13 protein-coding genes and 1 tRNA gene are annotated in these 15,593 nt (G+C 44.6%); 2 read left to right on the forward strand and 12 right to left on the reverse strand.

Annotated features, from left to right (window positions below; all coding sequences use genetic code 11):
• Positions 1-59 precede the first annotated feature (59 nt).
• Positions 60-383, reverse strand: coding sequence for a MazG-like family protein (locus ABUE36_RS08065; RefSeq protein ID WP_421016545.1), 324 nt, complete (start codon positions 381-383; stop codon positions 60-62).
• Between the two features lie 134 nt (positions 384-517).
• Between ABUE36_RS08065 and ABUE36_RS08070 the strand changes: the two genes are divergently transcribed.
• Positions 518-591: transfer RNA gene (locus tag ABUE36_RS08070), tRNA-Arg, on the forward strand.
• Positions 592-681: 90 nt separating this feature from the next.
• Here the strand turns inward: ABUE36_RS08070 and ftsY are convergent.
• The 8 genes from ftsY to ABUE36_RS08110 form a co-directional block, all read right to left on the reverse strand.
• Positions 682-2,340, reverse strand: a complete 1,659-nt coding sequence (gene ftsY / locus ABUE36_RS08075; RefSeq protein ID WP_421016546.1) for a signal recognition particle-docking protein FtsY — start codon at positions 2,338-2,340, stop codon at positions 682-684.
• Positions 2,341-2,367: 27 nt separating this feature from the next.
• Positions 2,368-5,925, reverse strand: coding sequence for a chromosome segregation protein SMC (smc, locus tag ABUE36_RS08080; protein WP_421016547.1), 3,558 nt, complete (start codon positions 5,923-5,925; stop codon positions 2,368-2,370).
• Between the two features lie 18 nt (positions 5,926-5,943).
• A complete protein-coding gene (gene rnc / locus ABUE36_RS08085) occupies positions 5,944-6,678 on the reverse strand; it encodes a ribonuclease III (RefSeq protein ID WP_421016548.1) in 735 nt (244 codons plus the stop codon).
• Positions 6,679-6,768: 90 nt separating this feature from the next.
• Positions 6,769-7,020: an acyl carrier protein gene (gene acpP / locus ABUE36_RS08090; RefSeq protein WP_017261790.1), complete on the reverse strand. Its 252-nt coding sequence runs from the start codon at positions 7,018-7,020 to the stop codon at positions 6,769-6,771.
• Between the two features lie 77 nt (positions 7,021-7,097).
• Positions 7,098-8,126, reverse strand: coding sequence for a phosphate acyltransferase PlsX (plsX, locus tag ABUE36_RS08095; protein ID WP_421016549.1), 1,029 nt, complete (start codon positions 8,124-8,126; stop codon positions 7,098-7,100).
• Positions 8,127-8,228: 102 nt separating this feature from the next.
• A complete protein-coding gene (gene recG, locus ABUE36_RS08100; RefSeq protein WP_421016550.1) occupies positions 8,229-10,274 on the reverse strand; it encodes an ATP-dependent DNA helicase RecG in 2,046 nt (681 codons plus the stop codon).
• 240 nt (positions 10,275-10,514) lie between these two features.
• Positions 10,515-12,197: a DAK2 domain-containing protein gene (locus ABUE36_RS08105; RefSeq protein WP_161003391.1), complete on the reverse strand. Its 1,683-nt coding sequence runs from the start codon at positions 12,195-12,197 to the stop codon at positions 10,515-10,517.
• A 54-nt stretch (positions 12,198-12,251) separates the two neighbouring features.
• Complete coding sequence (locus ABUE36_RS08110; RefSeq protein WP_421016551.1) at positions 12,252-12,614, reverse strand: Asp23/Gls24 family envelope stress response protein; 363 nt, start codon at positions 12,612-12,614, stop codon at positions 12,252-12,254.
• Between the two features lie 246 nt (positions 12,615-12,860).
• Here ABUE36_RS08110 and rpmB point away from each other — a divergent pair, with 246 nt between their 5' ends.
• The gene (rpmB, locus tag ABUE36_RS08115; RefSeq protein WP_017261785.1) at positions 12,861-13,046 is read left to right on the forward strand and encodes a 50S ribosomal protein L28; all 186 of its coding nucleotides are present in this window, start codon (positions 12,861-12,863) and stop codon (positions 13,044-13,046) included.
• Between the two features lie 235 nt (positions 13,047-13,281).
• Here rpmB and ABUE36_RS08120 read toward each other — a convergent pair whose 3' ends face one another.
• The 3 genes from ABUE36_RS08120 to rsgA are packed head-to-tail and all read right to left on the reverse strand — an operon-like array spanning position 13,282 to position 15,591.
• On the reverse strand, positions 13,282-13,998 hold the full coding sequence (locus ABUE36_RS08120; protein WP_161003258.1) for a thiamine diphosphokinase: 717 nt from the start codon (positions 13,996-13,998) through the stop codon (positions 13,282-13,284).
• A gap of 20 nt (positions 13,999-14,018) precedes the next feature.
• Entirely contained in the window at positions 14,019-14,672 is a 654-nt protein-coding gene (gene rpe / locus ABUE36_RS08125; protein WP_017261783.1) for a ribulose-phosphate 3-epimerase, read from the reverse strand.
• 19 nt (positions 14,673-14,691) lie between these two features.
• Complete coding sequence (gene rsgA, locus ABUE36_RS08130; RefSeq protein WP_421016552.1) at positions 14,692-15,591, reverse strand: ribosome small subunit-dependent GTPase A; 900 nt, start codon at positions 15,589-15,591, stop codon at positions 14,692-14,694.
• Positions 15,592-15,593 lie beyond the last annotated feature (2 nt).

Raw genomic sequence — 15,593 nt, forward strand, 5'->3', positions numbered from 1 at the left:
TAATAGTTTAACATTTTGACTCACTAAAGAACACTGCGCAGCCACGTCAATCAAAAGAATTAGTTCTTTTTGGGCGATTTGTTCGGCATCAACCGTTTATGCCCTTGCTCATCATAAACACGGTGCTGATCAATTTTTAGTTTGGCTGTTATGGCCTCACCCAAATCGACGTGTTCCATTTCAGCAATGCCCAGTAGAAAAATTGCAACATCAGCCAATTCTTCAGTAATGTTATCCTGATCTTTTTTCAAAGTAGCCTCGAATAGTTCGCTCGTCTCACTGTACAATTGTAAAAGCTCAAACCGCACGTCAGTCGTGTTCCAGTTATGGGCTACCTTATTAGCCATAATTGCCTGTTGTAGCATTGTCATATCAATTTCCATATTATTGTCCCCGCGTAAACCATCGCTTGAAATCAAAAAACATTTTTCAATAAGTAGTTTACCCTTTGCACTGATAACATTGCAATTGACGAAGACAATTGAAACCACTAGTATTAGTAGTGGAATCAAGTTATGCACGAGTGGCGCAACTGGATAGCGTATTGGTCCTCGAAACCAAGGGTTGTGGGTTCGAACCCCACCTCGTGCATCGAGATAAGAAAAGAAGGATTGTCGACATTGCCGGCAGTCCTTCTTTTTATTAGTTTTAAAATTGACGCTGCTTAATGTAAAAACCTAGCTATTCTTTAATCAACCCTTTAAACAGTCCGTAAACGAATTCGTTTGCATCGAATGGTCGTAAATCGTTGACTTGTTCGCCCAGACCAACAAATTTAACGGGCAAATGCATTTCATTTCTGATTGCCAATACGATACCACCTTTAGCAGTACCGTCAAGCTTAGTCAATACGATACCAGTAACGGCTGTAATCTCGCCAAATGTCTTGGCTTGGTTCAACGCATTTTGACCTGTTGTGGCATCTAGCACAAGTAAGACCTCATGCGGTGCTTCAGGAATTTCACGCGTTAACACACGCTTCATTTTTGACAGCTCGTTCATCAAATTAACTTTGTTTTGCAAACGACCGGCCGTATCGACCATCAGAATGTCAAAGTGTTCATCTTTTGCACGTTGTACTGCGTCAAAGACAACTGCGGCGGGGTCACTGCGCTCAGGCAATGCCACTACGGGCACACCATCGCGTTGTCCCCATACCTGTAACTGTTCAATGGCACCAGCACGAAAAGTATCGGCCGCAGCCAGTAAAACTTTTTTACCTTGTTGCTTGTACATGTTAGCCATTTTCCCGACCGTTGTGGTTTTCCCAACCCCGTTGACACCAACGAAGAAGATGACGGTAGGTCCACTTTTAGCCATGTTGACGGCAATGTTTTCGTCAGCACCATCCTGATCGTATAAGTTGACCAACTTTTCTACGATCACGTTTTCAACATCCTGTTGCTTTTTCGCATTTTTCAATTTAACTTCGTCGCGAAGCTCATCGGTTATCTGAACTGCAGTATTGAAACCAACATCCGCTCCGATCAGCGTTTCTTCAAGATCATCAAAGAAATCCTCATCAACAGAACGGAAATTAGCTAAGAACGCATTCAAACGATCACCAAGTGTCTTACGCGACTTGGCCAATCCCTGATCATAAAGTTCAGCATCCGTTCGCGTATCTGTCGCTGACTCGGATGTTTGAGTGGACTCAGACTCAGATACGTTATTTTCGGAGGCACTGACAGATGTACTGACAGCAGACTCACTCGCAACTGACTGACTACCCTGTTCACTTTGAGACGCTAATTCAGACGCTTGTTGTTCTGCTGCGCTTTTTTCAGCAGCATCAGCGCTCAGTGAAGCGGTACGATGTGCCAATTGACGAGCCGCTGCTATCGAATTAGCGACAGATTGCCGCGCCGTCAAGCCACTCGTAACGTTGCTACTAGCAACGGACGACTTTGCCTCAGACGTTTGGCTGTCCGTTAACGAGACGACACTTGCAGTTGACTGTTGGTGGTCTTCGTTTCTGTCTGAGTCGGCATTTAAGCCAGATTTTTGTGCAGACGCATCGTTGCCCTCGTCAATTACTATTGAGGCTTCACTAGATGCCGCCGTGCTTCCTGTTGCCGATCCCATCGCCTCATCCGACTCACCCTGTTGGCTGTTAGCCGATGAAGGCGTCTGCGAATCATGGTCAGACTGGCTATCATGATCCTGACTGGGCTCAATAGAAGTTGCTGTTTCAACTCGTTTAGAGTCAGAATTGGCCGATTGAGCAGATTCTGAACCGACCGCCGATTGCGAGGCCGTTTCAGAATTTTCTTTGGCCTGATCTGAGTCTTTTTTATTTTCTTCAGCGTTTCGACGACGAAAAATATCAAATAGTCCCATTTCTTCACCTTCTCAAATCTAAATTTATTATGACACAGCTTCAACATCATCGAGAGAAACCGAAACCATTTTTGAAACACCTGATTCCTGCATAGTGACCCCGTACAGCACGTTGGCGTTCACCATTGTGCCTTTACGATGTGTAATGACAATGAATTGTGTATCACCCGCAAAATCACGCAGATAGCGGGCAAAACGCGTAACATTGGCCTCATCTAAGGCCGCCTCTGTTTCATCGAGGATTGCAAACGGAACGGGCCGCACGTCAAGAATCGCAAACAAGAGTGTAATCGCAGTCAAGGCTCGCTCACCGCCTGAAAGCAAGCTCATTCGCTGAAACTTCTTGCCAGGTGGCTGCGCCATGATGTCGATTCCGGTCGTCAATAAGTGTTCCGGATCAGTCAGAACTAGTTGCGCCTTACCACCACCAAACATCTGAACGAAAATCTTGCTGAAAGCCTTGCCCACGTCATCAAACGCTTGTTTGAAGCGAGTCTGAACTTCTCCGTCCATTTCCGTCATGGTTTCCTGTAACTGCTGTTGGCTGGTCAATAAATCTGACTGTTGGCGTGCCAAGAAATCATAGCGTTCTGAAACACGCTGGTATTCGTCAATCGCGCCAATATTCACATCACCAATTTCATCCAAGCCACGCTTGAGTAGCTTCAACTGCTTTCTAATCTCATTCGGATCGAGGTCGTTCAAACCAGCTTGAGCATCTTCAAAACTCAATTGATAGGTTTCACTCAACGTATTTAAATCATTATCTAGTAATGTTGCCAGTCGGGATTGACGGGCACTCAAATCATTCATCTCACTCAGAGATGCGCGTTGAAGCCCCTGAATCCTCGTTAACTCGGCATCGCCAGTCGTTAATTGATCACTCAAGTTCGTCAAGTCAGCACTTGTTTGTTCTAACTGCTTCACAACTTGCTTAACTTCAGTCTGCGATTTGGTCAATTGAGCCGCAACTTCACTCATTGACATCCCCGAAACCGATTGGCTCGTTTGCAACGATTTCAAACGATCAGATAATGATTGTTGACGGTCAGTAAGATCCTTTAAGGATTGTACGCCCCGCCGGTAATCAGCTTTTTTAGCAGCTAATTGGGCTTTAGCAGTCGCCAACCAAGTCATCTTTTCTTGTAACTGAGTCGCTTTCGTTTCATCGTCTGCCGTTAAACTCGTCAAGTCCCGTTGTGCTTGTTCACGTTGAGCTTTGATTGCCGCCAGCTGTTGCTCAGTTGCAGCTGTGTTGGACTTGTTCTTTGCCAACTGCGATTCATAATCGGCTGCATCCTGAACCTGTTGGTCACGTTCAAACTGGCTAGCAGAAAGCTTTCGCTTGGCTTCCTTAATTTTATCACCAAGCAACTCTAATTGACCTGATTGCTGCTGAACCTGAGTATCAGCATCGTTCATTTGGTTTCGTAGTTTTGTCCCCGTGCTAGCCATGGCGTCAACTTGTGATTGCAAATCAGCAACATGTTGTTCTTGTTGATCCAACTTGGCCTGCATTTCTGCAATAGCCGCTGTCAGTTCATCGCGTTCAGCGCGTTGGCTTAATAAACCAGCCTGAGCATTTCGATTGGCCCCACCAGTAATCGAACCACTGGCGTTCATGACTTGACCATCTTGTGTCACGATTCTAAAGCGATGACCAGCGATGTTTGCAATCGCAATTGCAGCATCTAAATCAGTTGCAACAACAGTGGTTCCCAACAAATGATCGATGACTGGCTCCAATGACTGATCAAACGTCACTAATTCCGCTGCCAGGCCGACATACCCGTTGGTGGATGAAACTGCTGACAGCTGTGCTGATGACAGTCGACGGCCATGAATGGTCGTTAATGGCAGAAAGGTTGCCCGCCCGGCTCTTTGCTGGGTCAAATAATGCACTGCGTCACGGGCTGTCTGCTCATCACGAACAACTAATTGCTGTAATTGAGCTCCTAAGGCCGTTTCAATGGCCTTGGCCAAATCCTTGGGTACACTGATAAGATCCGCCACTGAACCGACTAAACCACTAAACTTGTTTCGTTGCTTCAAAATCGCCTTAACACCTTGATAAAAACCAGCGTGCTCCTCATTCAAAGCTGCCAGACTATCCGCACGGGCCTTGGCCCGTTGTTGTACACCTAACGCGTTGTACCAATTTTTTTGTGCCTTTTCAAAGGCTTCTGTAAGCTCATGGTACTTATCACCAGCATCCTTAAAGTTAGCACGTACTTTGTCTTGGTTGGATTTACTAATGCTCAGTTGAGCAGCTAACTGATCACGCTGGGTCGTTAATTGATCCAATTCTGCACGGGCTTTGCCAGCTTCATCCGAAAGGTGGGCACGAGCCTGACCGCCTTGCACATGTTCCCGTTCCAAATAGTGCAACTCATTGTGCAAGGTTGTCAGTGACTGCATTTGCTCAATGTATGCGTCTTGTAACTGACTAATTTTGCTTTCTAACGTTGCTTGTTGCCGTTTGTTTTGACCATCTTTAAGGCCTGCAACGACACTACTGGCTTCGTCAATGGCCTGTTGTTGAGCAGCAATAGCCGCCTTTAAAGTATCGTTATCAGCAATCACTTTTTGTGCATTTGCCTTTGCTTCGCTTAATGCATGGTTTACTTCTTCCAATTGTTGCTGTTGAAAGGCTGTTTTGGTGCTGGCATTAGTCCGTTGACCCGTTAACCGCTCAACTTGTTGCGTAAGTGTTAACTGTTTATTCTGCAAAGCATCTTTTTTGCTCAGCAATTCTGTTTGATGCTGTTTCATCTTTGCGACAGCTTGCGTTTGGTCTTTTACTTGTTGCTCATAGCCACTCACAAGCATCTTGGCCTGGGTCATTTTCTGATCGACTTCGTGCTTAGCGCGTCGATTATCCTGAATTTCAATAACCAGTCTAGATTTATCCAAATCGTCAAACCGGTGCTTTTGATCAAGATAGTCCTTAGCCATGGCACTTTGCTCGGCCAACGGTTCCATCTGACTTTCCAGTTCCGCAATAATATCATTGACCCGATTCAAATACTCGCGAGTCGTGTCTAATTCTTTTTCAGCCTTGTCCTTATTTTGCTTGTACTTATAGACACCGGCTACTTCTTCAATAATTGTGCGGCGGTCTTCCGGTTTACTATTAAAAACGGCTTCGACACGCCCCTGACTGATAATCGAAAATGATTCTCGACCTAAGCCAGTATCCATGAATAAACTAACAACGTCACGGAGCCGACACTGATTACCATTGATCCGATACTCAGATTCCCCGTTACGAAAAAGACGCCGTGTAACGCGAACTTCAGCATAATCACTCTTTAGATAATGATCACTATTATCAAACGTAATCGAGACTTCCGCCCGGTTAAGTGGCTTTCGATTCGCTGCGCCGGCAAAAATCACGTCAGTCATTTTGGTTCCACGAAGATCACGCGCAGACTGCTCGCCTAAAACCCAACGGATGGCTTCGATAATATTACTTTTACCGCTTCCGTTTGGACCGACGATACCAGTCATGCCCGGCATAAATTCAATTTTTGTCTTATCAGCAAACGATTTAAAGCCGCTGATCTCTAAGGCCTTTAATTTCATGCAACATCCATCCGTTAATTAATCGAGTTCGTCCTTACCATGCGTCACTAAGGTTTCTTGTTGACCACGAAGGCTTTGAAGCGCTTGTAGTGCAGCGGCTTGTTCTGCATTTTTCTTTGATTTACCGGTGCCTTCACCAATAATCTTTTGATCTGCAGCAACGGTCATCGTAAAGTTACGGTCGTTTTCGGGCCCGTCTTCACGTTTAAGCTCGTAATCAATAATGACATCGCCATCGCGTTGTAACCATTCCTGCAATGCCGTTTTATAGTCAATCGCATGATCGAACCAGCCTGCGTCAAGTTTGGGAAAAATAACCTTGGTGATAAATGCAACAACGGCATCTTTGCCTTGGTCCAAATACAATGCGCCAATAAAGGATTCAAAAATATCACAAAGTAATGATGAGCGGTGACGTGCACCCTCTTTTTCTTCTCCGCGACCCAAACGGATGTATTGATCAAAATGGCACTCTAGTGCAAACTTGGCAAAACTGGCCTCTTGAACCATTGCCGCACGTAGCCGTGTCAACTTACCTTGTGGCATTTCTGGATACCGCTCATAAATGTACTCTGATACGGTCAATTGAAGCACCGCATCACCTAAAAATTCAATTCGCTCATAAAACTTCAAGTTTTGATGTGGATGTTCATTTACGTAGCTGGCTTGTGTAAACGCCTCGTCCAGCAGTTCCGGATGCTGAAAATGAATATCAAATCGTTTTGCTAACTCGTCTTCTAGTCCTGCAATCAATGTGAACGCTCCTTAAGTCCTATTGTGACAATGCATTTTTACATAAACTGACTGTTTAAAAAAACCGCCTGTGAGGCGGCTTTACCAAACTTAGTCAGTTTTTTCCTGATGATCATAAATGTAATCGACCACTTGACCAATGGTCGTCAATTTTTCGGCATCATCATCCGAAATTTCGGCGCCAAAAGTATCTTCTAATTCCATGATAAATTCAACGAAATCAATGGAATCAGCATCTAAATCAGTTCGAAAGTTAAGGTCATTAGTAATCTTGTCCTTGCTAACTTCAAACCGGTCTTCAATAATTTTAGAGATTTTATCAAAAATTTCCTGTTTAGTCATGTTTAACCTAGTTTCTCATAAGTGTTTTACAGTCATTTAGTCTATCGTTTTAGGGGCGAAATGTCTACCTCTCGAAGCTACTTTTCAGTGTTATCCGCGTTCGTTTGGTCCGCCGAAGTATCAAAATAGTCAATTGTTTGTTGAATTAATCCGCTAGCAATAATCTGATGAATCTGACCCATTGTATTGCGAACGGTTTCTGCTTTCGAAGAACCATGAGTTTTGATTACTGCACCTTTCAAACCGAGCAACACTGCCCCACCATGTTTGGAATAATCCATGACCTGACCAACTTGGTGAAATGCATTGCGACTCAGTACATAACCCATCTTAGCCTTGGTAGAAGCCATGATTTTTGAGCGAATCAACGTCATCATGGACAGTGCAGTTCCCTCAATGGCCTTTAACGTAGCATTTCCAGTAAAACCATCTGTCACAACAACGTCAGCCGCGCCATTTAATAATTCGCGAGATTCCACATTACCAATAAAATTAATGTTTGTCATTTCTGACAATCGTTGGTATGCCTCACGATGCGCCTTGTCACCCTTATCAGATTCGGTACCGTTGTTCAGTAACCCAACGCGGGGTGTTTTAATGCCCATCACGGTTTGACCGTAAAAATTGCCTAACACAGCAAATTGTTCAATGTTGGTAACCTTATAATCAGCGTTAGCACCAACGTCTAACATGGTGAAACTACCAGTAGCGTCACCAGTGACAACTGGCAACGTGGTCGTTAAGCCTGGTCGATCGATTCCTTTGACACGACCAATAATAAACAATCCCGCGGCAAGGACAGCACCCGTATTGCCAGCAGAGAAAAATGCATCTGCCGTATGTTCCTTAACGGCAGTTGCGGCTAACACGATGGATGAATCCTTTTTCGTCCGCACCGCGCGCACCGGCTCATCTTCCATCGCAATGACGGAATTCGCAGGCACAACGGTAATGCGATCATCGTTTTGAACCAACGCTTTAATTCGCTCTTCCGGTCCAAAGAGTTGAAAGGACATGTCAGGATATTTGTCCCGAGCCAACTCAACACCTTTGACAATTTCCTCTGGGGCGTTATCGCCGCCCATTGCATCTACAGCAACTTTCACAGTTCTACCTTCGCTTTCTAAACCCGTTTTTATAAAAAGAAACTACTCATATCATTCAAGTCGTGCGATTAAGCACTCAACCGCAACTTTTTAAGCATAACGCTAATCAAGCGTTGAATGTCGTTTTAATTCGCTTTGTTCGTAACCGGCCAATTCACGATTATCTGGTTGAGTCTGCCAATTAGGCTGATCCACCAAAGCAATCGCTTCCTGTTGAGCAATCTGCAAAATTTTAATCTGCGCAACGGGATCGCCGACTCGGAAGTCTGGCACCCCAGACTGTTTTGTACCCAACAAATCTCCAGAACCACGTAATTCTAAATCTTTTTGAGCCAAAAGAAAACCGTCGTTTGTATCCGTCATGACTTGCATTCGAGCAATGCCGTCCTGGGTCTTGGGGTCTGCAACAAGAATACACGTTGACGCAACTGACCCCCGACCAACTCGACCACGTAATTGATGTAGTTGCGCCAGGCCGAAGCGATCCGCATCAAAAATGAGCATTACCGTAGCATTCGGCACATCCACACCGACTTCAATGACAGTTGTCGATACCAGCACGTCGTAATCATCGGCCTTAAAGGCATTCATGACAGCTTCTTTGTCCTCGTTTTTCAACCGGCCATGTAACAAACCAACTCGATAATCCGGCGCAAAGTTTTCATTTAAATGGTCATAAATCGCCTCAGCATTCTTGACGTCTAGTGCTTCCGACTCTTCAATTAGCGGTGTGACGACGTACGCCTGTTGACCAGCGGCTAACTGGGTGCGGATAAAGTCCATCGCAGCTTCAACCTGATTGCTGTGAATCCAACGGGTAGTAATCGGCTTTCTGCCTGCTGGTAGTTCGTCAATAATGGAAACATCCATTTCGCCATAAGCGGTAATTTGCAAGGTCCGGGGGATCGGTGTCGCCGTCATCGCCAATATATCTGGATGCTGCCCTTTTTGACGCAGGGCCTGCCGTTGGTTAACACCAAACCGGTGTTGTTCATCGATGATTGCTAAACCAAGTTGGTGATAAACCACATCGTCTGAAATTAAAGCGTGCGTGCCAATAATTAAGTTTACTTCACCACTAGCAATATGTTTCAATGCTTCGCGACGAGCCTTGGCTTTTGTTGATCCCGTCAGCAAAACGATATTGATCGGCAAATCCTTAAAAATATTGGCCAAATTACGTGCATGTTGCTCAGCCAATATTTCAGTTGGCGCCATGAGCGCGGTCTGATATCCCGCAGTAATGGCGGCGTACATAACAATGGCCGCCACAATTGTTTTACCGGAACCAACATCCCCCTGCAGTAATCGGTTCATGTGAAGTGGTCGTTTTAGATCTGCACAGATTTCGTTAACCACTTTCTTTTGCGCATTGGTGAGTTCAAACGGCAACGTCTTGATAAAGTCTTTTAACGCGCCATTATCATATTCAATACTGATACCAGCTGCCTGATGATCTTTTGCTCGCATCATTTGCAAACGTAATTCAAACAAGAAAAACTCTTCAAACACGGCCGTTCGCCGTGCCGCTTTGGCCGCCTCTGGATCCTTCGGAAAATGAAGATCATGAATCATTGTTCGACGATCTAAGAGGCGATATTTTTCAATCAATTTCGCGGGCAAAACCGTATAGATTACGTCCTGATATGCCTCATACGCCTGTTTCACCAGTTGAGCAATCGTACTCTGACGAATGTGTTTGTTCGTCGAATAAATGGCGCCAAACGCTGCCTTATCGCTACTGGTGATTAATTTCATCCCGGACAGACTCTTTCGAGTTGCATCCCACTTGCCATAAACAGCCGTTTCTTGACCAATTGCTAATTGCTTGTCCAACCACGGTTGGTTGAAAAATGTAACACCGACGACGTCATGACCGATAAGTAAGCGAAAGTTTAAGCGACTCTTTTTTCTGCCAAATCTGACGACGGTCGGTTCGTTTGCTACAGTGCCTTTCAGGGTGATCTTTTCACCCTCAGTCACTTTAGACAAATCCTTAGCGGCCATATCATCATAACGAAACGGGAAGTATTCTAATAAGTCAGCAATCGTTTGAATACCTAACGTTTTTAGCGCAGCGGCACGTTGTTCACCGACGCCACTTAATTGTGTCACTGGATCTTCGATTGACTTTAACGGTGCGGACATTTTGAAACCTCCTTTCCGAGCACACGCTAGTTATTTAATCTGAAGTAAATGCATTACTCTTATCGTATCAAAGACGAGCAAAAAACGACAGATAAGCAATAGAAAAAGAACAGTTCACGACCTAACACGAGTAAAAACGTCATCCAAAATAATAGGCAAGACTAAATTAAACAGCTCTTACTAAATCAAAAAATTCCTAAACCTAGAGTACAGGAATAGGAATTTTACAATTGTTTTTAATTATTCAACGGAAACCAAGAACGGATAAACCGGTTGGTCACCTTCGTGGATTTCGACTTCAAGCTCATCGTCCAACGCCATAATCGCGTCTTCTAGCGATGAAGCATCAGCTTCCGTTGCATCGGCACCGTAAATCACCGTGACAATTTCACTGTCGTCATCAATCATAGCTTGCACCATCTTTGTGGCAGCACCGAGCAATGATGCATCTGTCACTTTGATAGAACCATCAATGATGCCCATAAACTCACCATTCTTGATTTCAATCCCATCAAGAGTTGTATCACGAATGGCATGAGTCACTTGACCGCTCTTCACAGTATCCAAGTTATCTTCCATTGCCTGCTTGTTAGCATCCAATTCTGAATCAGGATTATAGGCTAGCAGAGCTGTCATCCCTTGCGAAATGGATTTACTGTGAACAATCACAGTTGGCACATCGGCAACTTTAGCAGCCTGGTCAGCGGCCATAAAGATGTTGCCATTGTTTGGTAACACAATCGCTTTTTTGGCACCACTGGCATTAATCGCCTTGACGATGTCTTCAGTGCTTGGATTCATGGTCTGACCACCGTTGATCACGTGCGTGACGCCTAGACTCTTAAATAACTCGGCAACACCATCACCTGCAGAAATGGAAATCACCGCAGTGTCTGGTGCGGCGACCGGTTGGGCAACGCCGGTCGCCGTCTTCGTGGTTACCTCGTCCTGATCCTTTTCCATGATTTCTTCTTGTTGATGGCGCATATTGTCAACTTTAACTTTGATTAAATCACCAAAGTGTTGACCCCATGTCATGACATCTCCAGGGTGCTCGGTGTGCACATGCACTTTAACGATTTCGTCATCATTAATCACTAATAGTGAATCGCCTAAACCAGCTAAATATTGATAGAATTCATCATAATCAAACTTGCGGTCAACTTGCTGTCCACCACCAATACGCACCATGATTTCAGTACAGTAACCGTACTTAATGTCATTAGGATCTAATTCACCCTGCACACTGCGATGATGAGTCGCGTTAATCATTTCGTCCATTTGAGCATCGTCTGGTGTATCAATATCAGAGTCAGTAGACTTTCCGTTCAAGACTTCATCAAAAGATTGGAAAATGAATACCAACCCTTGACCGCCAGAGTCCACCACGCCAACTTGCTTTAAGACGGGTAGTAAATCTGGTGTTGAAGCTAAGGCCTTCTGAGACGCTGCGTATACGGCATCCATCACAACGGCAATATCATCAGTTTCGTTTGCCTTATCGCGACCAGCCTTGGCAGCTTCGCGGATAACCGTTAAGATAGTGCCTTCCGTCGGCTTCATAACCGCTTTATAAGCTGTTTGAGCACTGGCTGCTAAAGCCTCAGCAAAGTCTTTAGCGCTAAGTGTTTGCTTACCGTCAACACTCTTTGAAAAACCGCGAAAAATCTGTGATGTGATAACACCGGAGTTACCACGTGCACCCATCAACAATCCCTTGGCTAAAGCAGCCGCCTGATCACTGACAGAAGTTGACGTAACTTCGCGTTCATATTTTGCACCGCTGGCAAACGCCAGTGAAATATTGGTACCTGTGTCACCATCGGGCACCGGAAAAACGTTGAGCGAATTAATAAATTCTGCCTGACTCGTCAAACGTTTCGAGGCAGCCTGGACCATCTTTCCGAATTCAAGGTTGGTCATGGTAGTTAATGTTGCTTCCAATTCAGTTTCCCCCACTTCGTTACAAAAAATCGTCTAGTCTGCAAGTACTCGAACACCTTGAACCGTGACATTCACGGAGTTAGCTGCAATGCCAAGCATACTATCCAAGTTGTAACGAATCTTTTGTTGTACGTTTTTAGATACTTCAGAAATCTTGGTGCCATAGCCAACCACGATGTACACATCGATGGCCACACCATTATCTTCTTGGCGAACAACGACGCCACGTGCATAATTATCACGTCGTAAAATTTCGTTTACGTTATCACGCAGTTGGTTTTTAGATGCCATTCCGACAACACCATAGTTGTCGGTTGCGGCGCCGCCAACGACCGTGGCAATCACATCGTTATTAATATCGATGGTGCCAAATTGCGTTTTGATCTTAACAGCCATGAATAGGCCTCCTCAACTATTTAACTCACTCTTAGATAAAGAGTTCATCATGCAATCTTCAATCATGCTATCATAAAACGGTCCTTGAAAAAAGTCTAGAGTGTTGTTTAAGCGTCTGGACGGCAATTTAAGGTGTCAAGTATTTTTCCTTGGCATTTTATATTGCATTCGCTATCAGCATATGGTAAATTATTTAGGTGAGAAAAAAGAGGTTCCCTTTGGAAATCCGATAAGGAGGGATGAACAATGGCTAAAGATTTTATTACTGGCAAACGGACACATTTTGGTAACAACCGTTCCCACGCCTTAAACAGCAGCCGTCGTAGCTGGAAGGCTAACCTGCAAAAGGTTCGCATCTTAGTTGATGGCAAGCCGAAGCGTGTTTGGGTTTCTGCCCGGACATTAAAATCAGGAAAAGTGACTCGTGTTTAATTAAACACGATAGCGTCAGTCAATTGACTGGCGTTTTTTCTTTGGCTTCAATAAGATGCCCTTCTCATCTTTGAAAATGCACCTACCTTATACAGGCCAAGTCAGAACAAAGCGTCTCATAATCGCTTTTATCAATGTTCAAAAAAATTCACATTACTAAAAAAGTTGATTACCAAATCTGGCAATCAACTTTTTTTATGCATATAAATGACAACTAAGCAACGTCATCTGGAGTTTAGGCATTTAAATCATATCGTTCAGCACGATTATCTTTTAAATCGCGACTTTGAATAACGCCAACGATACCGCTGGTAAATGAAAATGACGCTGTGTCGCCCACAAATTCATTGCTGGCAAATGAAACCGGTCGCGTGATATCAGCATGATCCAGATGATAACGTTCATCTGGAAGAGTTAACTGGCGAACAGGGCCAAACGTAACAAACGCCAAATAGCGCTTATCTAATTCCCGTTGCAATTGATAAGTTCCTGGTACATAAAAGCGCATTGTATTCTGGCGGTCAACGTACGTGAGCCGATTGACGACGGCTCGGTACCGAGGTTCTAATGGCAAAAATACATTAGCTAACAAGTGATCAAGGCGGCCACCGGTAGCACCGTACACAACAATTTCATGAGCATCAAACTCGGTCATAGCTACTGACACACCCATTTGCGTATCTGTTTCATCTTTTGCAGAACCGACTTGACGAAGATCACTAACTGCCTTGCGTACACGCCCAAACTCCTCATCAGTTGAGGAATCAAAATCGCCAAGCGCAATTAACGGTGTTATCCCAAGTTGTAATAGCCTAATTGCACCACGGTCAACACCAATCCATGGACCACTAACCGCCCCTCTGACCAAGTCATCTGGCCATTCAGATTGGGGACCGCCCACTAAAATATTGAGTCGTTCAAGGCTTTGAGGTGTCCCACTTGTCTTTACCATGTTTGAATTGCCCTCATCAATTAGCGCGTTGCATTATGAATAGATGCAATTGCAGCTGCAGGATCATCAGCACCGTATACAAACGAACCAGCAACAGCAACCGTAGCACCTGCCTTGTAGCAGTCAACAACAGTCTTGTCGTTAACACCACCATCGATTTCGATGTCAAAGTCGTAACCCTTGTCCTTCTTCAAATCATCCAAAAGTTGGATCTTTTCGATCATTTGTGGCAAGAACTTTTGACCACCAAACCCAGGATTAACCGTCATGACCAATACCTGATCGACAAATGGCAGTAATGGTTCAATTTGGCTAACGGGCGTGCCTGGGTTGATCACAACTTCAGCCTTAACGCCATCGTTATGGATCATTTGAAGTGCACGGTGAATATGAGAAGTTGCTTCAACGTGAACACCAATTAAATCAGCACCTGCTTTAGCAAACTGGTCAACGTACCGTTCAGGATTTTGAACCATCATGTGAACATCCAAGAACAAGTTAGTAATTGGACGAATGGCTGCAACCGTAGTCCAACCAAACGACATGTTAGGTACGAACATGCCATCCATAATATCGACGTGTAACAAGTCGGCACCGTTTTTTTCAACCATCTTAATGTCACGTTCAAAATTAACAAAATCTGCACTTAAAATCGATGGGGCTACCTTAATCATAAAATCTTCCTCCAAATTTTTATTTCCGACTCTTATCATACCGTGGTTTCTGGTCGGCAATCAACTGGTGAAACTGTAAATAATTCTCATATCTGCTTTTCATGACCTCGCCTGCGTCCACGGCAGCCTTAACTGCACAACCTGGTTCATTAATGTGCTGGCAGCCGCGAAAACGACAGGATGGTGAGAGTGCCTGCAGCTCAGGAAAGTACTGGCCCAATTCACGAGCATCCATATTGAAGTCTTCATACGATGAAAAACCAGGCGTATCCGCGACCAACCCATCACCAACACTTAGCAAGCCAACTTTGCGAGTCGTGTGTTTACCACGATTCAGAACCTGTGAAATTTCACCGGTTGCCAAGTCTAACTCTGGTGACAAATGGTTAAGTAAAGTCGATTTCCCTGCACCTGTTTGGCCCATAAAAACAGTTAACTTGTCCTGAAAACAATCGCGTAACCCATTTAAATCGGTATCTGAAAACGCCTGCTGGCTAAAGAAAACATCGTAACCAATCGCTTTATAACCAGTAATGAGTGGTGCAAAGTGCTCCCGCTGATCAGCAGTTAATAAATCTGTTTTTGTGAAATAAATAATGGAATGAATATGCTGACTTTCAAGTGCGACCAGCTGACGATCCAGTAAGTTACTCGAAAAGGTTGGCTCCGTGGCCGCAGTCACGACGACAGCCTGATCAATGTTGCTAACTGGGGGCCGCACTAAAGCATTTCGTCGATCATCAATACTTAAAATGTAACCGTCTGAACCGGCCTCTGCACTAAATTCAACAAAATCGCCAACCATGGGACTCACTTTCCGTTTGCGGAAATTACCACGAGCTCGCGTTCTGTATAACTGGCCATCAGGGGTCTGAACGTCATAAAAGCCGGCCAACAACTGATGAATTTGTCCCTTCATAG

The sequence above is a fragment of the Furfurilactobacillus cerevisiae genome (assembly GCF_048961765.1).
In the GTDB taxonomy this organism is placed as follows: domain Bacteria; phylum Bacillota; class Bacilli; order Lactobacillales; family Lactobacillaceae; genus Furfurilactobacillus; species Furfurilactobacillus milii_A.

Bases quoted from the DNA above. Each gene is read 5' to 3' on its own strand.
- ABUE36_RS08065 (WP_421016545.1), bottom strand. From the start codon at position 383: ATGGAAATTGATATGACAATGCTACAACAGGCAATTATGGCTAATAAG.
- ftsY (WP_421016546.1), bottom strand. From the start codon at position 2,340: ATGGGACTATTTGATATTTTTCGTCGTCGAAACGCTGAAGAAAATAAA.
- smc (WP_421016547.1), bottom strand. From the start codon at position 5,925: ATGAAATTAAAGGCCTTAGAGATCAGCGGCTTTAAATCGTTTGCTGAT.
- acpP (WP_017261790.1), bottom strand. From the start codon at position 7,020: ATGACTAAACAGGAAATTTTTGATAAAATCTCTAAAATTATTGAAGAC.
- recG (WP_421016550.1), bottom strand. From the start codon at position 10,274: ATGTCCGCACCGTTAAAGTCAATCGAAGATCCAGTGACACAATTAAGT.
- ABUE36_RS08105 (WP_161003391.1), bottom strand. From the start codon at position 12,197: ATGACCAACCTTGAATTCGGAAAGATGGTCCAGGCTGCCTCGAAACGT.
- ABUE36_RS08110 (WP_421016551.1), bottom strand. From the start codon at position 12,614: ATGGCTGTTAAGATCAAAACGCAATTTGGCACCATCGATATTAATAAC.
- rpmB (WP_017261785.1), top strand. From the start codon at position 12,861: ATGGCTAAAGATTTTATTACTGGCAAACGGACACATTTTGGTAACAAC.
- ABUE36_RS08120 (WP_161003258.1), bottom strand. From the start codon at position 13,998: ATGGTAAAGACAAGTGGGACACCTCAAAGCCTTGAACGACTCAATATT.
- rpe (WP_017261783.1), bottom strand. From the start codon at position 14,672: ATGATTAAGGTAGCCCCATCGATTTTAAGTGCAGATTTTGTTAATTTT.
- rsgA (WP_421016552.1), bottom strand. From the start codon at position 15,591: ATGAAGGGACAAATTCATCAGTTGTTGGCCGGCTTTTATGACGTTCAG.